Annotated in this window: 21 protein-coding genes; 14 read left to right on the forward strand and 7 right to left on the reverse strand. The window is 73.0% G+C overall.

The window, feature by feature from the left end; all coding sequences use genetic code 11:
- The 3 genes from BLT59_RS29330 to BLT59_RS29340 all read left to right on the forward strand — a co-directional run.
- Positions 1-282, forward strand: a 282-nt coding sequence (locus BLT59_RS29330) for a Holliday junction DNA helicase RuvB C-terminal domain-containing protein (RefSeq protein ID WP_280141100.1), incomplete at its 5' end; no start/stop codon positions are given.
- Positions 283-442: 160 nt separating this feature from the next.
- The gene (locus BLT59_RS29335) at positions 443-1,063 is read left to right on the forward strand and encodes a glutathione S-transferase N-terminal domain-containing protein (protein WP_091789467.1); all 621 of its coding nucleotides are present in this window, start codon (positions 443-445) and stop codon (positions 1,061-1,063) included.
- A gap of 60 nt (positions 1,064-1,123) precedes the next feature.
- Complete coding sequence (locus tag BLT59_RS29340) at positions 1,124-2,695, forward strand: ABC transporter substrate-binding protein (RefSeq protein ID WP_091789470.1); 1,572 nt, start codon at positions 1,124-1,126, stop codon at positions 2,693-2,695.
- Positions 2,696-2,718: 23 nt separating this feature from the next.
- Here the strand turns inward: BLT59_RS29340 and BLT59_RS29345 are convergent, their stop codons facing one another.
- The gene (locus BLT59_RS29345) at positions 2,719-4,668 is read right to left on the reverse strand and encodes a putative bifunctional diguanylate cyclase/phosphodiesterase (RefSeq protein ID WP_091789473.1); all 1,950 of its coding nucleotides are present in this window, start codon (positions 4,666-4,668) and stop codon (positions 2,719-2,721) included.
- 394 nt (positions 4,669-5,062) lie between these two features.
- On the opposite strand from BLT59_RS29345, the gene BLT59_RS29350 reads away from it, so the two are divergent.
- The 7 genes from BLT59_RS29350 (at position 5,063) to gph (ending at position 12,001) form a co-directional block, all read left to right on the forward strand.
- Positions 5,063-5,404 carry an MliC family protein gene (locus tag BLT59_RS29350; protein WP_091789476.1) on the forward strand — a complete coding sequence of 114 codons (342 nt, stop codon included), beginning with the start codon at positions 5,063-5,065 and terminating at the stop codon, positions 5,402-5,404.
- A 115-nt stretch (positions 5,405-5,519) separates the two neighbouring features.
- Complete coding sequence (locus BLT59_RS29355; protein WP_091789478.1) at positions 5,520-6,476, forward strand: GlxA family transcriptional regulator; 957 nt, start codon at positions 5,520-5,522, stop codon at positions 6,474-6,476.
- Positions 6,477-6,583: 107 nt separating this feature from the next.
- Positions 6,584-7,030 carry a (2Fe-2S)-binding protein gene (locus tag BLT59_RS29360; RefSeq protein WP_091789482.1) on the forward strand — a complete coding sequence of 149 codons (447 nt, stop codon included), beginning with the start codon at positions 6,584-6,586 and terminating at the stop codon, positions 7,028-7,030.
- 10 nt (positions 7,031-7,040) lie between these two features.
- On the forward strand, positions 7,041-9,317 hold the full coding sequence (locus BLT59_RS29365; RefSeq protein ID WP_091789485.1) for a xanthine dehydrogenase family protein molybdopterin-binding subunit: 2,277 nt from the start codon (positions 7,041-7,043) through the stop codon (positions 9,315-9,317).
- 31 nt (positions 9,318-9,348) lie between these two features.
- Complete coding sequence (locus BLT59_RS29370) at positions 9,349-10,143, forward strand: SDR family NAD(P)-dependent oxidoreductase (RefSeq protein ID WP_091789488.1); 795 nt, start codon at positions 9,349-9,351, stop codon at positions 10,141-10,143.
- Positions 10,144-10,170: 27 nt separating this feature from the next.
- Positions 10,171-11,226: an SLAC1 anion channel family protein gene (locus BLT59_RS29375; protein WP_091789491.1), complete on the forward strand. Its 1,056-nt coding sequence runs from the start codon at positions 10,171-10,173 to the stop codon at positions 11,224-11,226.
- Positions 11,227-11,308: 82 nt separating this feature from the next.
- Positions 11,309-12,001 (forward strand): phosphoglycolate phosphatase, encoded by a 693-nt coding sequence (gene gph, locus BLT59_RS29380; RefSeq protein WP_091789494.1) that lies wholly within the window; start codon positions 11,309-11,311, stop codon positions 11,999-12,001.
- Here the strand turns inward: gph and rclC are convergent.
- The 4 genes from rclC to BLT59_RS29400 all read right to left on the reverse strand — a co-directional run bounded on the left by rclC (position 11,998) and on the right by BLT59_RS29400 (position 14,882).
- The gene (gene rclC, locus BLT59_RS29385; RefSeq protein WP_091789497.1) at positions 11,998-12,621 is read right to left on the reverse strand and encodes a reactive chlorine resistance membrane protein RclC; all 624 of its coding nucleotides are present in this window, start codon (positions 12,619-12,621) and stop codon (positions 11,998-12,000) included. The genes gph and rclC overlap by 4 nt on opposite strands.
- A gap of 38 nt (positions 12,622-12,659) precedes the next feature.
- Positions 12,660-13,007: a carboxymuconolactone decarboxylase family protein gene (locus BLT59_RS29390; RefSeq protein WP_091789500.1), complete on the reverse strand. Its 348-nt coding sequence runs from the start codon at positions 13,005-13,007 to the stop codon at positions 12,660-12,662.
- A gap of 87 nt (positions 13,008-13,094) precedes the next feature.
- The gene (locus tag BLT59_RS29395) at positions 13,095-14,078 is read right to left on the reverse strand and encodes an AraC family transcriptional regulator (RefSeq protein ID WP_091789503.1); all 984 of its coding nucleotides are present in this window, start codon (positions 14,076-14,078) and stop codon (positions 13,095-13,097) included.
- Positions 14,079-14,168: 90 nt separating this feature from the next.
- A complete protein-coding gene (locus BLT59_RS29400) occupies positions 14,169-14,882 on the reverse strand; it encodes a TetR/AcrR family transcriptional regulator (protein ID WP_091789506.1) in 714 nt (237 codons plus the stop codon).
- A 154-nt stretch (positions 14,883-15,036) separates the two neighbouring features.
- Here BLT59_RS29400 and BLT59_RS29405 point away from each other — a divergent pair, with 154 nt between their 5' ends.
- The 4 genes from BLT59_RS29405 (at position 15,037) to BLT59_RS29420 (ending at position 18,883) form a co-directional block, all read left to right on the forward strand.
- Positions 15,037-16,242 carry an acyl-CoA dehydrogenase family protein gene (locus BLT59_RS29405; RefSeq protein WP_091789509.1) on the forward strand — a complete coding sequence of 402 codons (1,206 nt, stop codon included), beginning with the start codon at positions 15,037-15,039 and terminating at the stop codon, positions 16,240-16,242.
- Between the two features lie 82 nt (positions 16,243-16,324).
- Positions 16,325-17,503 (forward strand): beta-ketothiolase BktB, encoded by a 1,179-nt coding sequence (bktB, locus tag BLT59_RS29410; protein WP_091789512.1) that lies wholly within the window; start codon positions 16,325-16,327, stop codon positions 17,501-17,503.
- Between the two features lie 16 nt (positions 17,504-17,519).
- Positions 17,520-18,557: a phosphotransferase family protein gene (locus BLT59_RS29415; protein WP_091789515.1), complete on the forward strand. Its 1,038-nt coding sequence runs from the start codon at positions 17,520-17,522 to the stop codon at positions 18,555-18,557.
- The gene (locus BLT59_RS29420) at positions 18,554-18,883 is read left to right on the forward strand and encodes a DUF6285 domain-containing protein (RefSeq protein WP_091789518.1); all 330 of its coding nucleotides are present in this window, start codon (positions 18,554-18,556) and stop codon (positions 18,881-18,883) included. Before BLT59_RS29415 ends, BLT59_RS29420 begins: the two co-directional genes overlap by 4 nt.
- 138 nt (positions 18,884-19,021) lie before the next feature.
- Here the strand turns inward: BLT59_RS29420 and BLT59_RS29425 are convergent, their stop codons facing one another.
- Positions 19,022-19,405, reverse strand: coding sequence for a CsbD family protein (locus tag BLT59_RS29425; protein WP_091789521.1), 384 nt, complete (start codon positions 19,403-19,405; stop codon positions 19,022-19,024).
- 75 nt (positions 19,406-19,480) lie between these two features.
- Positions 19,481-19,684 (reverse strand): CsbD family protein, encoded by a 204-nt coding sequence (locus BLT59_RS29430; protein ID WP_091789524.1) that lies wholly within the window; start codon positions 19,682-19,684, stop codon positions 19,481-19,483.
- Positions 19,685-19,928: the final 244 nt, after the last annotated feature.

A 19,928-nucleotide genomic window follows, 5' to 3' on the forward strand; every position in this document is an offset into this window, starting at 1 on the left:
GACCGGGCGCTGCAGCTGCTGGACGTCGACGGGGCCGGGCTCGACGTGATGGACCGCAAGTACCTGAGCCTGATCGCGCGCGCGTTCGGGGGCGGACCCGTGGGGATCGAGACGATCGGGGCGGCTCTGTCGGAGCCGCGGGACGCGATCGAGGACATCATCGAGCCCTACCTCATCCAGCGCGGCTTCGTGCAGCGCACCCCCCGCGGCCGCGTCCTCACACGACACGCCTACCGGCATCTGGGCCTGCCGGAGCCCGAGCCGGCCCCGGTCGCCGCATGAGCGCCGGTGATCCCCGGCCGTCATGCCGGGTCGCCGGACGGCGAGCCCGGGCTTCGCCGCGCGGCCCGGGGATGACGGAGGGCGGCGTCGCCCGGGCCGTCCGAATTGCCGGACTCCACCGCCGGCCCTAGCTTCCCTCCGCGCAGCGGAGGCGCCCGCGATGATCGATCTCTACGCCTGGAACACCCCCAACGGCCGGAAGATCAGCGTGGCGCTTGAGGAGATGGCGCTGCCCTACCGGGTCATCCCGGTCGACATCACCCAGGGGGCGCAGCACGCGCCGGACTTCCTGGCGATCAGCCCGAACAACCGCATCCCCGCCCTCGTCGACCCGGACGGGCCGGACGGGTCCCCGATCTCGGTCTTCGAGTCCGGGGCGATCCTCCTCTACCTCGCCGAGAAGACCGGCCGCTTCCTGCCCGAGGATCGGCGGCAGCGCGTCGCCGCCCTGGAATGGCTGATGTGGCAGATGGGCGGCTTCGGGCCCATGCCCGGTCAGGTTCACCACTTCCTGACCGTCGCCGAGGCCGACCGCGCCTACGGGCTCGCCCGCTACAGCAAGGAGACGCACCGGCTCTACGGCGTGCTGGACCGGCGCCTCGCGCAGGTCGCGTACGTGGCGGGGCCGCTCTCGGTGGCGGATTTCGCGATCCTCGGCTGGGCGTGGCGCCACGAGCGCCATCAGGTCGACCTCGCCGATTACCCGCAGGTCCGGCGCTGGTACGACCGGATGATGGAGCGCCCCGCCGTGCAGCGGGGCTTCGCCGTCGCGCTGAGCTGAGGCGGGGCGCCCCCTGGTCCGGCGCTTGCGACGCGGAGGTCCACCGTTCGGGGAGTGACGATGAGGCGACGCACCTTCCTCGCCGCGGGGGCCGCGGCCCTGGCGGCGCCGGCCGTCGGGCGGGCGCAGGGCGCCCGGGTCCTGCGCATGGTCCCCCAGGCGAACGTCACCTCCATCGATCCGATCTGGACGACGGCGATCGTGACCCGCAACCACGCCTACGTGGTCTACGACACGCTGTTCGGCCTCGACGCCGAGCTGCGGCCGCAGCCGCAGATGGCGGCCGGCCTCAGGGTCGAGCAGGACGGACGCCGGGTGACGATCTCGTTGCGCGAGGGCCTGCGCTTCCACGACGGCACGCCGGTCCTGGCGCGGGACTGCGTCGCCAGCATCCGGCGCTGGGCGGCACGCAACGGCTTCGGCCAGACCCTGATGGCCGCCACCGACGAGCTCGGGACCGACGGCGACACCGACATCGTGTTCCGCCTGAAGGCGCCGTTCCCGCTCCTGCCGCAGGCGCTGGCGAGCGTCAGCCAGCCGGCCTTCGTCATGCCCGAGCGGATCGCCCAAACTGATCCGTACAAGCAGATCACCGACGCCACCGGCTCCGGGCCGTTCCGCTGGAAGGCCGACGAGTTCAACTCGGGCAGCCTGATGGTCTACGAGCGCCATCCCGGCTACGTGCCGGCGCCGGGCGCCCCGAGCCTGACCGCCGGCGGCAAGGTCGCGCATTTCGACCGGATCGAGTGGCGGATCATCGCCGACGGCGCCACCGCGGCGGCGGCGCTGCAGAACGGCGAGATCGACTGGTACGAGCAGCCGCCGCCCGAACTCCAGCAGCTGCTCGCCCGCAACCGGGACATCGTGGTCGAGGGCCTCGACCGGCTCACCAACCCGGCGATTTTGCGGATGAACCACCTGCAGCCGCCCTTCGACGACGTCGCGGTGCGCCGGGCGGTGCTGCCGGCGATCATCCAGAGCGACTTCATGGCGGCGATCGCCGGCGACGATCCGGCCGCCTACGACGACCGCTGCGGGATCTTCACGCCGGGCACGCCGATGGCGACCGAGGCCGGCATGGACGTGCTCACCGGCCCGCGCAGCCTGGAGGCGGCCCGGGCGGCGCTCAAGGCCTCGGGCTACGACGGGGCGAAGATCCGGCTGATCGGACCCACGGACCTGCTGGCGCCGGCGGCGCTGACCCAGGTCGCGGCCGACCTGCTCCCCCGCATCGGCTTCAACGTCGACGTCGCCCTGAGTGACTGGGGCACGGTGATCCAGCGGCGCGTCTCCCGCGAGCCCGTCGAGAAGGGCGGCTGGTCGGTGCTGCTCACCACCTTCTCGTCCTTCGACAACGCCGATCCCGCCGCCCTCCAGCCGCTTCGGGCCAACGGGCCGAACGCGTGGTTCGGCTGGCCGTCGGTGCCGCGGCTGGAGGCGCTGCGCGCCGCGTGGTTCGCGGCCTCCGACGCGGGAACGCGCAAGGCGATCTGCGCCGACATGCAGCGGATCGCCCTCGACGAGGTCGTGTTCGTGCCGGTCGGTTCCTACCGGTCGATGACCTCCTACCGGCGCAACCTCACGGGCCGCCTCCCGGGCTTCCCGATCCTCTGGAACATCCGGCGGGTCTGAGCGCGGTGCGCCTCAGGCGCTCGTCAGGCCCTGCGGCGCACCGCGACGGCGTCGCGCTCCAGCCGCCGGAGCAGGTCGGCGAGGGGCATCGGCCGGCCGATGTGATAGCCCTGGACGTAGCGGCTGCCGTGCCGCCGCACCACGTCCAGCTGAGCCTGCGTCTCGATCCCCTCGACGATCCCGTCGAGACCGAGGTTGCGGCACAGATCCAGGATCGTGGAGACCAGGCTGCGGCCCCGATCCGTCTCGATGTCGGCAATGAAGCTGCGGTCGATCTTGATCTTGTCCAGCGGCAGACGGTGGACGTAGCCCAGGCTCGAATAGCCCGTGCCGAAATCGTCGAGGGCGATCTTGATGCCGAGGCTGCGCAGCGTGGTGATGGCCGCCTTGGCGTGATCGAAGTCGCGCATCAGCGCGGTCTCGGTGAGTTCGAGCGTCAGGCGGCGCGGGTCGAGGCCGCTGCCCTGCACCGCAGCCAGGATCGCCAGGACGGTCTCCGGCGAGGCGAGGTCGTGGGCGGAGAGGTTGAAGGACAGGCCGGTCCCGGGCGGCAGCTGCGCACAATCCGCGAGCGCCTTGCGCAGGAGCAGGAGCGTCACCGTGTGGATCATGCCGCAGCGCTCGGCGGCCGCGATGAACCGGTCCGGGGGGACGGAGCCCAGCGACGGGTTCGTCCAGCGCGCCAGACCCTCCACGAGGGCGATCCGGCCCGTCGCCGTGTCGAGGATCGGCTGATAATGCAGCCCCATCTCGGCGGCGAGATCGGCCGTCCGCAGGGCGGTCTCCACCGCCTGCTCGGCGCGGATCGCGTCCTTGTGCTCCTGCGAGAACAGGGTCGTCGCGCCGCGCCGCTGCTCCTTCGAATGGTAGAGCGCGTAGTCGGCGCGGTCGAACAGGGCGTCGGCGTCGTGCGTGATCCGGCAGGGCAGGGCGAGCCCGCCCGAGCAGCCCGTGACGACCTGGATGTCGCCGATCCAGATCGGCTGCTGGAGCGCCGTGCAGATGCCGTCGCAGACGGTGAGCGCCGCCGCGGCCGAATCCGGCGCGCGCAGGAGCACGCCGAACTCGTCGCCCCCCAGCCGCGTCACCACCACCTCGGCGCTCGCGAAGCCCGCGAGGCGCCGGCCGGCCTCCGCCAGGACGCGGTCGCCGACATTGTGCCCGTAGGTGTCGTTGATCGGCTTGAAGCGGTCGAGGTCGAAGATGGCCAGGGCGAAGGGCGGGTCCGCATCGGAAGGCGACCGGATCGCCGCGTCGAGCTGCTGGAAGAAGTAGCGCCGGTTGGGCAGGCCGGTCAGGCTGTCGGTCTGGGCGAGGCGCGCATTCTCCTCGGAGAGTTCGCTCGCCATGGCCTGGGACGCGACGAGGTCGACGAAGGCCCGGTAATTGGTGTTGAGGATGCGGACCATCACCGCCGTCACGAAGGCCGTGTTGACGGCGATGGCGAGGAAGACGTTGTTCCCGCTCGTCACGCAGCAGAACAGGAACACGCCCATGACGATCCCGGTCACCAGGAAGGCCGCGACCGGCAGGTGGGTCAGGCAGAAGATGCAGGCGATCACCGTGACGGCCACGAAGATCGCCACGTGCCCCTGCTCGTAGGGGCCGCCGAACCTGTTCAGGACCATCGCCCAGATCACGAAGGCGACCGAGAAGAAGACCGTGAGCACCGTGGTCCGCCGCAGATGACGGGCGGCCTGCGCCTCGCTCAACGTCTCGGGCCGCAGGCGCAACCAGTGCACCGCGCGCACCAGGCACAGCGCGATCACGGCCCCCGGAATGCCGAGCGTCAGGACAGCCGGCGCCAGACCGTAATGCGTCACGGCGAGCGCACCGGCATTGACCGAGAGCAGCCCGTAGAGGGTCGGGACCTGTTTCTGCAGCTCCGTGAGCTGACGCACGGCGGTCAGACCACGGGCCGATGTGGTCAGCGTCGCGATCAATATCGAGAGCGGATGTTCCGGGCGTTTCATTGAGGCTGCGGCTGCGCGATTTCCGTATTACTATTTTCCTTTCATTAAGGAGAGATTTAAGGGGCGGGCAGGGAGGATGGTCGTCCCCGCCCGCCCCGCCACGGCAATTCGCAGACGCTCCGCCCGCCGACCGGCCGGATTCTCAATCGCTTTTCTCCGATGTGGCCCAATAGCGAGCCGGATTGCCCTTTTTCAAGGATTTTTATCCTTCGAAGACTTCATCTGCGATATCCAATACTCGGCCGAACCGGGGTGACCGGATGCCGGTCCCCGGGCCCGCGCCGGTCGCCCGGATCGTCTGCCCGATTGCCCGACCGCCGCATCCCGGCGATGATCGCCGCCGCGGCCGCGACGGGGCTGCGGGTGAGGCTGGGAAGAGGCTGGGAAGAGGTCGATGACAACCCGTATCCGCGCCGCGTGGCTGGCGATCCTCGGCGGCGTGTTCGTGGCCGCCGGACCCGGGCAAGCCGAGACGATCGACGTGACCTTCGCCTGTCCGGACGGACAGATGCTGGCCGTCACGTTCCTGAACGCCGCGGGGCCGGAGCAGGCGGTCGTCCGGCCGGGCAATGGCGTCGCGGTCACCCTGCCGGTGCAGCTGAGCGGATCGGGGTTCCGCTACGCCGACGCCACGCACGAGCTGCGGGGCAAGGGGCAGTCGGTCACCTGGACCGCCGGGTCGGCCAAGCCCGTCACCTGCTCCGAGCGGAAGCCGGCCGGAACCGGGCCGCGCTAGGGCCGCGGGAGAGCCTCCGCATCCGGACGCGGATGCCTCCTTTCCGGCCGTGACTCTTGTCCCGGCGCGGCCGTGGCCTGATGTTGGCCGCCTGCGAAACGGAGCGGTCTCGTCCATGACTGTGGCGCGGAGGATCGGCCTCGTGGTCTGTCCCGGTTTCGATTTCATGGCCCTGGCGGTGACCTCGCCGTTCGTGCTGGCCAACCGATACGCGGGGGCCGCCATCTACGACGTCCGCCTGCTCGCCGAGCAGGGCGGCCGGGTGCGCGCGGGGCTCGGCCCCGACATCGCCACCGAGCCCCTCGGCGCGCCGGGCGCCTTCGACACGATCCTGGTCGCGGCCGGGGTCGAGCTTCCGGCGACGACGCCGGGCCTCGCCCGCTATCTCCGGGCCGCGGCCCGGGCCACGCGCCGGATCGCCGGCCTGTGCCTGGGCTCCTTCGTCCTGGCCGATGCCGGGCTGCTCGACGGGCGCCGCGCCACGACCCACTGGAACTTCGCCGCCCAGTTCCGCGAGCGCTATCCCGCCGCGCGGCTCGACATCGACAAGATCTACATCGCCGACGACAACATCTGGACCTCGGCGGGCATGTCGGCGGCGATCGACCTCGCGGTCGGCATGGTGGAGCGCGACCACGGCCGCGACCTCGCCAACCGCGTCGCCCGCGGGCTGGTGATGGAGCGCCGCCGGGCCGGCGGTCAGGCGCAGCACTCGGCGCTGCTGGAGGTGGATCCGCCCACGGACCGGATCCAGAGCGTCCTCGCCCATGCGCGCCGGAACCTGCGGCTGCCGCTCACCACCGAGGACCTCGCCGCCGTGGCCTGCCTCAGCCCGCGCCAGTTCACCCGGCTGTTCCGGGCCGAGACCGGACTCTCGCCCGCCAAGGCCATCGAGACGCTCCGCGTCGAGGCCGCCAAGCTGATGCTGGAAGAGAGCCGCCTGCCCATCGAGGCGATCGCCCAGGAGGCCGGCTTCGCCAACCGCGAGCGGATGCGCCGCGCGTTCCTCCGGGTCCACGGGACGGTGCCGCAGGCGATCCGCCGGGTGGCCGGGCCCCTCGCGGTTGCCTGAATGCGCGCGGCCATGGCCGGAAACGAGGCTTTTATGACGTAGGCCGCCCCGGGGGGCGACCGTAAGCATGGCCGGGGGGCTCAGCCGATCCTCGGAGGAAAACGGCCATGGTGAATCTGACGATCAACGGCCGTCCGCACGCGGTCGAGGCCGAGCCCGACACGCCGCTGCTCTTCGTCCTGCGCGACACGCTCGGCATGACCGGCACCAAGTACGGCTGCGGCATCGCCCAGTGCGGCGCCTGCACGGTGCTCCTCGACGGGCAGGCGACGCGGTCCTGCCAGGTGCCGCTGGAGAGCGTCGGCAGCCAGGCCGTGACCACCATCGAGGCGATCGAGCAGGATCCCGTCGGCCGGAAGGTCGTCGCGGCCTGGATCTCCGGGCAGGTGCCGCAATGCGGCTACTGCCAGTCGGGCCAGGTCATGGCCGCCACGGCCCTCCTCAAGCAGACGCCTCGGCCCTCCGATTCCGAGATCGCCGAGGCGATGACCAACCTGTGCCGGTGCGGGACCTACAACGCCATCGCCGCCGCCGTGCGGCAGGCCGCCGCCTGAGGACGCCGCCATGGACCAGCTCCTCGATCCCGCCCATCACGGCATCGCCCTCGTCGATCCCGCCACCGAGGCGCCGCAGCACCGCCCGGAACCCTCCCGCCGCGGCCTCCTCGCGGCGGCCGGCGGCGCCCTGGTGCTCAGCGCGATCCTGCCGGTCCGCGCCGCCCGGGCGGAGGCGCAGGGCCCCGCGGAGGGCGCGGGCGCCCTCGCGCCCAAGCCCGGCACCCGGGTCGCCGCCTTCCTGGAGATCCATCCGGACGGGACCATCAAGCTGCTGAGCCCCTTCGTCGAGGGCGGCCAGGGCATCGCCACCGGCCTCGCCCAGATCGTCGGCGAGGAACTCGACGTGCCGCCGTCCCGCTTCGTGGTGGAATGCGCGCCGCCCGGTCCCGACTACGCCGTCGTGAACGGCATCCGCATGACCGGCGGCAGCTTCTCGACCCGGTCGAGCTACGACGTCATGCGGCGCCTCGGCGCGACCGCCCGCGACCTGATGATCCGCGCCGCCGCGTCCCGGCTCAAGGTCGGGGACGGCGAACTCACCACCCGGGACGGAATCGTGCTGCACGCGGCCACGAACCGGTCCCTGGCCTACGGCGAACTGGCGGCCGACGCGCTCAAGCTGAAGCCGAACGAAGCCGTTCCGCTGCGCGATCCCAAGACCTTCCGCTACATCCGCCAGCCGGTGCCGCGGATCGACGTGCGGGACAAGGCGACCGGCCGGGCGGTCTACGCGATCGACCAGAAGGTCGACGGCATGCTCTACGCTGCCGTGCAGCACGCGCCGCGGCTCGGGACCGAGCCGGAGACGCTGAAGAACGAGGCCGAGGTCAAGGCGATGCCGGGGGTGCACGCGGTGCACCGCCTGCCGGGTGCCGTGGCGGTCACCGCCGACAGCTGGTGGCGCGCCCGCAAGGCCGTCGAGGCGCTGCAGGTGGGCTGGTCGGCGGCCAAGCCCAGCGGCCTCGACACGGTCGCGGCCGATTTCTCCTCCGCGGGCATGCTCGGCGCGCTGAAAGGCTCGGCCGATCCCGGCCACGTCGCCGAGGAAGAGGGCGACGTGACGGGCGCCTTCGCCAGGGCCGCCAAGGTGGTCGAGGCGGCGTACGAGGCCCCCTACCTCGCCCACGCGCAGCTCGAGCCGCCCTCCGCCATCGCGCGGTTCAACGGCGACGGCACCCTCGATGTCTGGCTGCCGAACCAGATGCCGGAGGTGTTCCAGGCCGTGTCGGCCAAGGTCGCCGGGCTGGAGCCCGCCAGGGTCCGCATCCACTCGCCGATGCTCGGCGGCTTCTTCGGGCGGCACTTCACCTACGATGCCGGCAACCCGTTCCCGCAGGCGATCCTGCTGGCCAAGGCGACCGGCCGTCCCGTGAAGGTCCTGTGGTCGCGGGAGGAGGAGTTCAGCCGCGACGCGCTCCGGCCCCTGAGCTTCAGCCGGTTCCGGGCGGCCCTCGACGAAGCGGGCCAGCCGACCGCCATCGCGGTGCGCACGGTCGGCGAGGGGCCGATCGGCCGCTACTTCGGCATGCTGATGAAGACGCCCGTCGACCCCTCGGCGGTCGAGGGCATCGTCGAGAAGCCCTACGCGATCCCGAACCGGCGCATGACCTTCACGAAGGTCGCGCATCCCGTGAACATCGCCTTCTGGCGCTCCGTCGGACACTCGATGAACGACGCGTTCTACGAGAGCTTCCTCGACGAGGTCGCGCAGGCGGGCGGGCAGGATCCCTTCGCGCTGCGCATGGCGCTCCTCAAGGGCAGCGCCCGACACCGCGCTTTGCTGACGGCGGTGGCCGAGATGTCGGGCGGCTGGCAGCGCGGACCTTACCGGGCCGAGGGCGGCCTGCGCGCCCGCGGCGTCGCGATGGCCTCGCCCTTCGGGTCGGAGACGGCCACGATCGCCGAGGTCTCGGTGGAGGGTGGCGAGGCGCGGGTCCACAACCTCTGGATCGCGTTCGATCCGGGCAGCATCGTCAACCCGGCGATCGTCAAGGCGCAGGTCGAGTCGGCGGCGGCGCTCGGCCTGTCCTCGGTCCTGTTCGAGCAGATCGTCTACCGGGACGGCGTGCGCCAGTCGCAGAACTACGACACCTACCCGATCCTGCGGCGGGAGCACATGCCGGCCGTCCACGTGCGCATCGTCGAGAGCGGCGCGCCGATGGGCGGCGTCGGCGAGCCGGGCCTGCCGGGCGTCCCGCCCGCAATCCTCAACGCCATCGCGGCGCTGACTGGCCAGCGGATCCGGGCGCTCCCGGTGGCCAACACCAAGCTCGGCGCCGTCTGAGCGTCCGACGGCCGACGACGGGACATCCACGATGACACAGGCTCACGGAAAGGCCCTGGTGACCGGCGCGTCGTCGGGGATCGGCGCGGAATACGCCGCCCAGCTGGCGGCCAGGGGGCACGGTCTCGTCCTCGTGGCCCGCGACGCGGCCCGGCTGGCGGCGCTCGCCGACCGCCTCGGCGGCGAATCCGGCGTGACGGTCGCGGTCCTGCCCGCCGACCTGACCCGGCCTTCGGATCGCGCGGCGGTGGCCGAGCGCCTCGCGGCGGATGCGGAGCTGCGCCTCCTGGTGAACTGCGCCGGCCTCGGCCCGATGGGGCCGGTCCTCCCCGGGCCGGCGGAGGGCTACGACCCCATGGTCGCCCTCAACGTGACGGCCTTGCAGCACCTGACGCTGGCGGCGGCCGCCGCCTTCGCCGCGCGCGGCGAAGGCACCATCGTCAACGTGGCGTCGGTGGTCGCCCTGCTCCCCGAGCGCTTCAACGCGGTCTATGCGGCCAGCAAGGCCTACGTGCTGGCGCTCACCCAGGGACTCGCCGCCGAACTCGGTCCCCGGGGCGTGCGCCTGCAGGCGGTGCTGCCGGGCATCACCCGCACGGAGCTGTTCGAACGGGCGGGGGCCGATATCGGCCGGATCCCCGCCGCGATGATCATGGAGGCGCGGGATCTCGTGGCCGCGGCCCTCGCCGGGCTCGACGCGGGCGAGCCGGTCACGATCCCGTCCCTGCCCGAGACGGACGACTGGAACGCCTTCGAGGCCGCCCGCCTGCATCTGGGCCCGAATCTCTCCCGCAGCAGGCCGGCCGCGCGCTATGGTCTCGGCTGATCGGCCGCCGGGTTGGGGAGGACAGTGATGCTGGAGGTCGTCCGGGCTGAGGACAGCGCGCAGACCACCGAGGCTGCACTGACCGCCCACCGGGCACCGCAGGCACCCCCGGCGCCGGGGGGCTGGCGCCAGTTCGAGGCGCTGCCGATCGGCCTGTTCGCCGCCGTCATGGGGCTGACCGGCCTCGGCGTCGCCTGGACCCTCGCCGGGGGCCGTTACGGCACGCCGGCCTGGATCGGCTCCCTCCTCGGCATGATGGCCTGCGCGGCCTTCGTGGCGCTTCTGGCGGGCTACGCCGTGAAGGCGATCCTCGCCCCGCAGGCGGTGGCCGGCGAGTTCCGGCACCCCATCGTCGGCAACCTGTTCGGCACGCCGCTCATCAGCCTGCTGCTCCTGCCGATTCCCCTGGCGCGGGTGAGCCTCCCCCTGGCGCAGGGTCTGTGGGTCTGCGGCGCCCTCGGCATGGCGGTGTTCGCGTGGCTGATCGTGACCCGCTGGCTGAGCGCCCGCCAGCACGCCGCCCACGCGACGCCCGCCTGGATCGTGCCCGTGGTCGGCCTCCTCGACGTGCCGCTCGCCCTCCCGGGTCTCGGCCTGCCGCCGATGCCCGCCGTGATGGTGTTCGGGCTCGCCGTCGGCCTGTTCTTCGCGGTGCCGCTCTTCACCCTGATCCTGTCGCGGCTCCTGTTCGAGGAGCCGATGCCGACGGCGCTCCAGCCGTCGCTGCTGATCCTCGTCGCGCCCTTCGCGGTCGGGTTCTCGGCCTATGTGGCGACCACCGGCACGATCGACCTGTTCGCCGAGGCGCTCTACGCGCTCACCCTGTTCCTGCTCGCCGTGCTGCTGCCGAAGCTCGCCCGCCTCGGCCGCACCTGCCCGTTCCGCGTCGCGTGGTGGGCGGTGAGCTTCCCCCTGGCGGCGGCCGCGGTCACCGCCCTGCGGGTGGCGACGGCGCAGCCGGGCCTTCTCACCGACGGCCTCGCCCTGGCCCTCCTCGGCCTCGCCACCGCGGTGATCCTCTGGCTGCTGGCCCGGACGCTCCTCGGCCTCGCACGGGGCGAGCTGCGCACCCTGGCCCAGTAGCCCCCGGCCCGCTAGGAAGCGCCTGCCCGAGACCGAAGCGTCGGCGTCCCGCGGCGGCCCGTCATCGACGCGGAGAAGACCCTTGCCTGCGGCCCGGTCGCGTTTCGACGCCGTTCTCCTCGATCTCGACGGCACCCTCGTCGACAGCCTGGCCGATCTCCGGACGGCCCTGAACGCGATCCTGGCGCGGGAGGGCCTGCCGCCGGTCGCGGCCGCCGCGATGCGGGCGATGGTGGGCGACGGCGCTCCGGCGCTGCTGAGGCGCGCCCTGCTCGCCTCGGGCGGCGACCCGGATCGGGCGCCGGACCTGCTGCCGGACTTCCTGGCCGTGTACGAGCCGATCGCGGCCGCCGGCACCGCCCTGTTCCCCGGCGCCGCCGGGGCGGTCCGCGCGCTCCGGGCGGCGGGCTTCGCCCTGGCGATCGTCACCAACAAGCCGGCCCGCGCCACCGGCCTGATCCTGGATTCGGTGGGGTTGGCGCCGCTGATCGACACGGTGGTGGGCGGCGATACGCTGCCCCAGCGCAAGCCCGATCCCGCGCCGCTCCGGGAGGCCCTGCGCCGCCTGCGGGTCGAGCCGGGGCGTGCCGTCATGGTCGGCGACATGCACCACGACATCGCGGCGGCCCGCGCGGCCGGCACCGCCGCCATCCTGGCCCGCTACGGCTACGGGCGTCCGGACGACGCGACATCCGCCGATGCCGTCCTCGACGACATCGGCGGGCTGCGGGCCGTGATCGAGGCGCTGCCGTCCGGCCGCGCCCTGGCCTCCTAGCGGCTTCCCGCGAGGTCGAGGCGGGCGGAGGCGCGGGGCGCCCGGGCGGTCTGTTCGAGGACGGCGCGGGCGCTGTCGGCGAGGACGAGCCAGGCGCCGGCCATGAGGGTGACGTCCTTGAGGACGAGGCGTCCGGCGCCCGACAGGTAGGGGAAGCCGTGCTGGGCATCGCCCAGCGCGCCCACCCAGGCCTCGGGCGTGGTGACGAGGAACGACAGGGTCACCACCGGGGTGAGGAAGGCCAGCACCGCCCCGGCCATGCCGAGCCGCCGCGACACGAGGCCGACGAGGACGAGCAGGCCGATCAGCAGCTCGACCGTGCCCAGGCCTTGCGAGAACGCGTAGGTGTGGTTGGCCGTCTGCCAGGCGCGGGCGGCGAGATTCAGCTCGCCCTCGTGGGTGAGGTGCTGCGCGTACTGGTCGGGGTGGGCGTAGAAGAACGCCATCACCGGGCTGTTGGCGACGAAGGGCGTGATGCTGTCGGCCTCGTAGGGCACGAATTTCAGCGCGCCGATCCAGAGGAAGATGACCGCGATGGCGACCCGCATGGCCTGGAGGCCGAGGCGGTTCGAGGCCGGCCCGGAGACGAGGCCGAGGACGCGACGAATCTGCGTATTCATGACACGATGCCTTTGCTCAACCGGGTTGGGGGGAGGGGCTACGCCTCGGCCGAGGCCGCGAAGGCGTCGAGCGCGCGGGTCGCGTAGACGATGGCGGCTCCGGCATTGAGGCTGGTGGCGACCCCGAGGGCCTCGGCCAGCTCGGCCTCGGTGGCGCCGAGCGTGCGGGCGGCGTCGGTGTGGACCGCGATACAGCCGTCGCAGCGCAGGGCGATCGCCACCGCCACCGCGATCAGCTCGCGGGTCTTGGCGTCGAGCTGGCCGGTCTTCTGGCCCGCCGTGCTGAGGGTGCCGTAGCCCCGCACCGTGTCGGGGCTGAGCTTGGCGAAGTGTCCGACGCCGGCCGTGACCTGCTGGCGGTAGGTGTTCCAATCGATCATGTGCATGACGACCTCCTTCGTGATGACGAGGAAGGTAATCGGGGCCGGCCGCGCCCACGATGACCGCGCGGCGCAGCCTGATGACCGCGCGGATCACCCCGCGCTTGCGGCGACCTCGGCCTGCCGGGCGTGACCGGGCCGGACCCCGTATTTGCGCAGGAACGCCCGGCTGAGGGCGGCCGCGGACTGGTAGCCGACCTCCGCGGCGAGGCGGTCGAGGGAGACCGCCTCGGTGCGCAGGCGGTGATGGGCCAGCCCGAGCCGCAGGTCGGTGAGGAATTCCAGCGGGGCGACGCCCGCGGCCCCGCGGAAGGCCCGCACCAGGCTCGCCCGCGAGGCGGCGGCCAGGGAGGCCAGCTCGTCCAGCGTCCAGGCATGCACGGGATCGCGCACCATCGCGAGCACCGCCCGGGCGGTGAGCGGTTGCCCCAGGAGGCGCAGCAGGCCCTCGGCCGGGGCCGAGGCCTCGAGATGCGCGCGCAGCATCATCATGAACAGCGCGCTCGCGAGATTCTCGGCGACCGCGACCGACCCGGCGCGGATGTGGTTCAGCTCCTCGCGGATGCCCGCCAGCAGCGGCGCGAAGCGGGTGGCCAGCGGCTGCGCGCCGACGCTCAAGACCATGAGGTCGGGCAGGGCGGTGACGATCAGAGTCTGGGGCGCCGCCTCGAAGGCCAGGCGGCCGCAGATCAGCTCGACCTCCGGTTCGGCCCCGACGGTGGTCTTGAACCGCAGCGTGTGCGCGTGGCGGACCGCGACGGGCAGGCGCGTGGCGGGCAGCGGCCCCGGCCCGTGGAGCGTGTGGGCGTCGCCGCGCGGCAGGAGCAGGATGTCCCCGGCCGCGACCTGCAGCGTCTCGCCCCCGGGCCGCCGCAGCGTCGCCCGGCCGCGGGTGACGAGGTGGAAATACGCCTGTCCCGCCGGGTCCGGCGCGTGCGGGGCGGCCCAGGCGCCGCCGAAGCGGCAGACGTCGTCCAGGTGCGGCCGCACGCGCAGCAGCGGCGCGAGTCCGCTCAGCGGGTCGTCGGCCCCGGCGGCCTCGGGCCCGCCCGCGCGGCGCCTGATCGGTCCGGCCATGCCCCTCGCGCTCCGGAATGCTCCGGATCCGGCATAATCGCGCGCGGCGGCCTCGACCAGGGGATGTTCGCGGCGTCGCCGCGGGCGCGGTCAGGGCGCCGCGATCGCCGCCTCGACGAAACCGATGACGCCGTCGATGTAGCGCTGGATCGGGATGCCGCGCTTCCGGTGCTTGGCCCGCTTCACGTACCAATCCTGCAGGAGCGGCTTGATCAGCGCGGCGGTGAGATCGACATCCGCGATCCTGAAGACGCCTGCCGCCACGCCGCGGGCGAGGACCTCGGCGAAGATGCGCTCCGTGGCGGCCTCGCTCTCGGTCGCCATCGTCCGGGCGGGGGCCGGGAACCCCTTCGCCTCCATGAAGGCGAAGACGAACCAGGGCTGCATCGCCTCGGTCAGGCGGATATGGGTCTCGATCAGCCAGCGCAGATGCGCGGCCGGATCCGCCGCGAGCCCCGCCGGGGCCTGCCGCAGGGCCGCCTCGGCCGTCTCGGCCACCTCGGTGAGGATCATCACCAGCAGCGTGTTCTTGTTGTCGAAGTACGAGTAGAGCCCGCCCATGCTGAGGCCGGAGGCCTGGGCGAGGTCGCGCAGGCTCGTCTCGTGGAAGCCCTGACGGCTCGACAGCTTCAGCACCGCCTCGATGATCCGGGCGAGGTTGGCGACGGCGACGTGGTCCTTGCGGACGCTGATCCGGTCCCGGTGCCGCGCCAGGATCCGCGCGCAGATCGCCTCGATCGCGTAGGCGTCCTTCGCCGGAAGGGCGCTCGCGAGGGCGGCCGGGGGAGCGTCTGCGGGACTCATCGATCCATCGTCGCTCCATCATCGCGCGAGCCCGCCGGGGCGACGGCCGGGAGCGGCTCCCGCGGTCTAGCCCGTTGCCAGGCGCGAATCCAGGCGATAAAAAGCGAGCGCTCGCTCGATTTTTATCGCCGGCACCGACCCAGGAGGTGGGCCCGTGGATTTCACCATCTCCCCGCACGTCGCGGATTACCGCGACCGGATCGCGGCCTTCGTGGACACGCACATCCTGCCGCTGGAGGCCGATCCGGCCGCCTACGACGGCCACGGCAACATCAACCTCACGGAACTGGCCCGGCTGCGCGGCCTCGCCCGCGCGGAGGGCCTGTGGTGCCTCCAGCTGCGGCCCGAGACCGGCGGCGCCGGTCTCGACAAGGTCGGCATGGCGGTCTGCTACGAGGCCATGAACCGCTCGATCTTCGGGCCGGTCGTGTTCAACTCCGCCGCGCCCGACGACGGCAACATGATGGTGCTGGAGAAGGTGGCGACCCCGGCGCAGAAACAGCGCTGGCTCGCCCCGATCGTCGAGGGCCGGGTCCGCTCGGCCTTCGCCATGACCGAGCCCCATCCCGGCGGCGGCTCCGATCCCGGCATGATCCAGACCCGGGCCGAGCGGCGGGGCGACCGCTACGTGGTCACCGGCCGCAAGTGGTACATCACCGGTGCCGAGGAGGCCGCGCACTTCATCCTGATGGCGCGCACCTCGGACGACGCGCGGAAGGGCCTGACCGCCTTCCTGTTCCACAGGGACCAGCCCGGCTGGCGGATCCTGCGCCGCATCCCGATCATGGGCCCGGAGGAGCATGGCGGCCATTGCGAGCTGCTGTTCGAGGGCCTGGAGATCCCGGCCGAGAACGTCCTGATGACCGAGGGCGACGGTCTGAAGCTCACCCAGATCCGCCTCGGCCCGGCGCGGCTGACCCATTGCATGCGCTGGCTGGGCCTGTCGAAGCGCTGCGTCGAGATCGCCCGGGCCTACGCGGCCGAGCGGCACGGCTTCGGGATCCGGCTGGCCGACCGGGAGAGCATCCAGCTGATGCTGGGCGACCTCGCCATGCGGATCGAGATCGGGCGCCTCCTGGTGATGAAGGCCGCCTGGGCCCTCGACCGGGGCAGCTTCGCCCGCAAGGAGGTGTCGATGGCCAAGGTGCACGTGGCCAACCTCCTGCACGCGGCCGCCGACACGGCGATCCAGATCAACGGCGCGCGGGGCTACTCCACCGACACGCCCCTCGAGTGGATCTACCGCTACGCCCGGCAGGCCCGCCTCGTGGACGGGGCCGACGAGGTCCACAAGATGGTGCTCAACCGCAACCTCGAGGCCGAGGGCGACGCCTTCTGGTCGTGGGAGGTCGGGGCGTGAGCGCGGCCCCGTCCGGGCTGTCGGCGGTCCCGTCCGCTATCCTGTCCGCCGCGCGGCCGCGTAAGGCATGGAGGCCGAGAGTATGACCGATGTCGTGATCACAGGGGCGGTGCGCACCGCCATCGGCACGTTCGGCGGCGCGCTGGCCGGAACGCCCCCCTCGGTCCTCGCCGCCCGCTGCGTCGCGGAGGCGCTGCGCCGCGCCGGGACTGCGCCCGAGGCGGTCGGCCACGTGGTTCTCGGCAACGTCATCCCGACCGAGCCGCGGGACGCCTACATCGCCCGCGTCGCCGCCATGGAGGGCGGGATTCCCAAGGAGGTGCCGGCCATGACGGTCAACCGCCTCTGCGGCAGCGGCCTGCAGGCGATCGTCTCGGCCGCGCAATCCATCCTGCTCGGCGACGCCGAGACGGCCCTGGCCGGCGGCGCCGAGAGCATGAGCCGCGCGCCCCACCTCCTGACCACCGGGCGGACCGGGTCGCGCATGGGCGACGCCGTGCTCGTCGACTACATGCTCGGCGCGCTGACCGACCCGTTCGGCAACGGCCACATGGGCGTCACCGCCGAGAACGTCGCCGCGCGCTACGCCGTCCCCCGCGCCGTGCAGGACGCCTTCGCGGCCGAGAGCCAGGCCCGCGCCGCGCGGGCGATCCGCGAGGGCCGGTTCCGCGACCAGATCCTGCCGATCGCGGTGCAGCGCAAGCGCGAGACGGTGGCCTTCGACACCGACGAGCACCCGAAGGCCACGAGCGCCGAGGACCTCGCCAAGCTCCGCCCGGCCTTCTCCAAGACCGGCAGCGTCACAGCCGGCAACGCCTCGGGCCTGAACGACGGTGCCGCGGCCCTCGTCCTGTCCAGCGCCGCGCGGGCCGAACGCGACGGCGCGACGCCGCTCGCCCGGATCGTCGGCTATGCCCATGCGGGCGTGGACCCGTCCGAGATGGGCATGGGCCCGGTGCCGGCGGTGCGGCGTCTGCTCGAGCGGACCGGCCTGCGGGCGGGCGATTTCGACGTCATCGAGTCGAATGAGGCCTTCGCGGCGCAGGCCTGCGCGGTCTCCCGCGAACTCGACCTCGATCCCGACAAGGTCAACCCGAACGGCGGCGCCATCGCCCTCGGCCATCCGATCGGCGCCACGGGGGCGATCATCACCGTGAAGGCCCTCTACGAGCTGGCCCGGACCGGCGGCCGCTACGGGCTCGTGACCATGTGCATCGGCGGCGGCCAGGGCATCGCCATGGCGGTCGAGCGCATCCCGTGACGCGGCCCTGAGCCCGATGCTGGACGCAGATCAGAGGACGGCGCTCTGCGCCTGGATCGGCCGGACCCTGGAGGCCGGGACGGTCACCCTCGACGACATCCGGCCGCTGACCGGCGGCTCGATCCAGGAGAACTGGATGCTGCGCTGCCGGGTCGATGGCGGCGAGCGGGGCTTCGTCCTGCGCAAGGACGCGCCGGCCACCATCGCGTCGAGCCGGTCGCGGTCGGAGGAGTTCCACATCATGCGCGCGGCCTTCGCGGCCGGCGTGCGGGTGCCCGAGCCGGTCGGGTTCTGCGCGGATCCGAGCGTGGTCGGGGCGCCCTTCGCGCTGATGGGGCTCGTCTCCGGCGTCGGGCTGGGGCCGCGGGTGGTGAAGGATACGAGCCTCGGCGGCGACCGCGCGGCGCTCGCCGAGCAGCTCGGGCGGGAACTCGCCCGGACGCACGGCATCCTGCGGGCAGGCAGCCCCGGCGCCCCGGCGGACGACCTTGCCTTCCTCGGGGTGCCCGAGCCGGACCCGGCCTTGGCCGAGATCCGCACGCTCCGGGCGAATCTCGACGGGATCGGCGCCGTGCGCCCGGCCCTCGAATGGGGCCTGCGCTGGGCCGAGCTCCACGCGCCGCCCTGTCCCGAGCCGGTCCTGGTCCACCGCGACTTCCGCACTGGCAACTACATGGTCGATGCCGAGGGCCTGACCGCGATCCTCGACTGGGAATTCGCCGGCTGGGGCGATCCGGTCCAGGATCTCGGCTGGTTCTGCGCCGCCTGCTGGCGGTTCGGCCGGCCCGATCTGGAGGCCGGCGGCATCGCCCCGCGCGCCGCCTTCTATCGCGGCTACGAGGCCGAGAGCGGGCGTGGGATCGATCCGGAGGCCGTCCGCTACTGGGAGGTCATGGCGCATCTGCGCTGGGCGGTGATCGCCCTGGAGCAGGGCCACCGCCACGACTCGGGCCAGGAGACGTCGCTGGAGCTGGCGCTGACCGGCCGGATGGCGCCCGAACTGGAGGCCGCGATCCTGCGCGAGACCGCGCCGGAACGATGGGGAGCCCGATGAGCGACGCCTTCCCGGATGCGCCCGCGGGCGCCGCCCTGCTGGCGGTCGCCCGGCAGAGCCTCCTCGACGAGGTCGCCCCGGCTTTGTCGGGGCGCCAGCGCTACGTCCTGCTGATGGCCGCCAACGCGATGGGCCTCGTCATGCGGGAGATCGCGCAGGCGGGCGCCGCGACCGAGGCCTGGGAGCGGGCGCTCGACGGTGCCGGCACGCCCGCCGACCTGGTCGCGGCGATCCGCGCCGGCCGCCACGACGGCGACGCGGCGCTCCACGCGGCGCTGGTCGAGACGACCCGGATCGCCGCCGGCATCTGGAAGGCCCCGGGATAGCGATCCCGGGGCGCCGATCCGGGCCTCAGTAGGGGCGGCCGGTGCCCCGGCGCCGGTCGTAGCGGCGCCCGAGATAGGCGATGAGCTTCGGCACGATGAAGGCCGTCAGGAGCTTGCGCAGCATCGGCGGAGTCTCCGTCAGCGGGCGCTGCGGACGAGCCAGCCCGCCGCGAAGGCGAGGGCGGCCAGACCCAGCAGGGTGTTGGTGCGGTTGGCCTCGGCCGTGCGGATCGCCTGCCGGCCGTAATCCGCGCCGCGGCGGCGCACGTCCCGGGCGCGGTCGCGGCCCTCGTCGATCAGGTGGTCGGCCCGTGTCCAGGCGGCCTCGGCCAGATGGCGGCCGTCCTCCGCGAGGTCCTCGGCGCGGTCGCGGACGCGGCCATAGGCGTACTGGGCGCCGCCGGCCACTTGGTTCACGGCGCCGCGCACTTGGCGGGCCGGGTCACCGGTCAGGCCGCCCAGGGCGGTCTGGGCGCGGCCCTTGAGGTGGCGGGACGCGCCGCTGATCTGGTCGCGGTTCATGCAGCTCTCCTGGTGTCGGGTGGATGGAACCCCGCTTGGGGGCGGCGCCGGCCGGGCCGGCGCCGCGGGATGGGGTCAGTGCTTGCCGGTGATCTTGTCGGCGAGGTTTTTGGCGCCGTCCTTGACGTCGCCCACCGTCTTCTGCGCCTCGCCCTTCAGCTCCTGCGCCTTGCCCTCGGCCACCAGCTTGTCGTTGCCGGTCGCCTTGCCGGCCGCCTGCTTGACGTTGCCCACCGCCTCGTTGGCCAGGCCCTTGATCTTGTCGGTCGTGCTGCTCATCGCGTGCGCTCCTTGGGGGTTGGGGTCGGGGTCAGGATGTCCGGTCGGGCAGGTTCCGCCCGCCGGGGTGGACGGCCCCCGCACGGTGGCGGGCGCCGAGGGGGGGGTAAGCGGCCGAACGATCCGGGGCCGAACGATCCGGGACCGGGCCGCGGCCGCTCAGACGCGCCGGGTCTCGTAGGCGCCCGGCAGGCTCGCGGGCTTCGGCGCGCCCAGGCGGCCGCCGAAGAAGGCGGCGAGCGCG

The sequence above is a fragment of the Methylobacterium sp. UNC378MF genome (assembly GCF_900103195.1).
Classification (GTDB): Bacteria; Pseudomonadota; Alphaproteobacteria; order Rhizobiales; family Beijerinckiaceae; genus Methylobacterium.

Coding starts and splice junctions, on each gene's coding strand:
- BLT59_RS29420 (WP_091789518.1), top strand. CDS start 18,554: ATGAGCGACGCCTTCCCGGATGCGCCCGCGGGCGCCGCCCTGCTGGCG.
- rclC (WP_091789497.1), bottom strand. CDS start 12,621: ATGAATACGCAGATTCGTCGCGTCCTCGGCCTCGTCTCCGGGCCGGCC.
- BLT59_RS29340 (WP_091789470.1), top strand. CDS start 1,124: ATGAGGCGACGCACCTTCCTCGCCGCGGGGGCCGCGGCCCTGGCGGCG.
- BLT59_RS29350 (WP_091789476.1), top strand. CDS start 5,063: ATGACAACCCGTATCCGCGCCGCGTGGCTGGCGATCCTCGGCGGCGTG.
- BLT59_RS29375 (WP_091789491.1), top strand. CDS start 10,171: ATGCTGGAGGTCGTCCGGGCTGAGGACAGCGCGCAGACCACCGAGGCT.
- BLT59_RS29425 (WP_091789521.1), bottom strand. CDS start 19,405: ATGAACCGCGACCAGATCAGCGGCGCGTCCCGCCACCTCAAGGGCCGC.
- BLT59_RS29335 (WP_091789467.1), top strand. CDS start 443: ATGATCGATCTCTACGCCTGGAACACCCCCAACGGCCGGAAGATCAGC.
- BLT59_RS29395 (WP_091789503.1), bottom strand. CDS start 14,078: ATGGCCGGACCGATCAGGCGCCGCGCGGGCGGGCCCGAGGCCGCCGGG.
- BLT59_RS29430 (WP_091789524.1), bottom strand. CDS start 19,684: ATGAGCAGCACGACCGACAAGATCAAGGGCCTGGCCAACGAGGCGGTG.
- BLT59_RS29415 (WP_091789515.1), top strand. CDS start 17,520: ATGCTGGACGCAGATCAGAGGACGGCGCTCTGCGCCTGGATCGGCCGG.
- BLT59_RS29390 (WP_091789500.1), bottom strand. CDS start 13,007: ATGCACATGATCGATTGGAACACCTACCGCCAGCAGGTCACGGCCGGC.
- BLT59_RS29365 (WP_091789485.1), top strand. CDS start 7,041: ATGGACCAGCTCCTCGATCCCGCCCATCACGGCATCGCCCTCGTCGAT.
- BLT59_RS29360 (WP_091789482.1), top strand. CDS start 6,584: ATGGTGAATCTGACGATCAACGGCCGTCCGCACGCGGTCGAGGCCGAG.
- BLT59_RS29370 (WP_091789488.1), top strand. CDS start 9,349: ATGACACAGGCTCACGGAAAGGCCCTGGTGACCGGCGCGTCGTCGGGG.
- BLT59_RS29355 (WP_091789478.1), top strand. CDS start 5,520: ATGACTGTGGCGCGGAGGATCGGCCTCGTGGTCTGTCCCGGTTTCGAT.
- BLT59_RS29345 (WP_091789473.1), bottom strand. CDS start 4,668: ATGAAACGCCCGGAACATCCGCTCTCGATATTGATCGCGACGCTGACC.
- BLT59_RS29400 (WP_091789506.1), bottom strand. CDS start 14,882: ATGAGTCCCGCAGACGCTCCCCCGGCCGCCCTCGCGAGCGCCCTTCCG.
- bktB (WP_091789512.1), top strand. CDS start 16,325: ATGACCGATGTCGTGATCACAGGGGCGGTGCGCACCGCCATCGGCACG.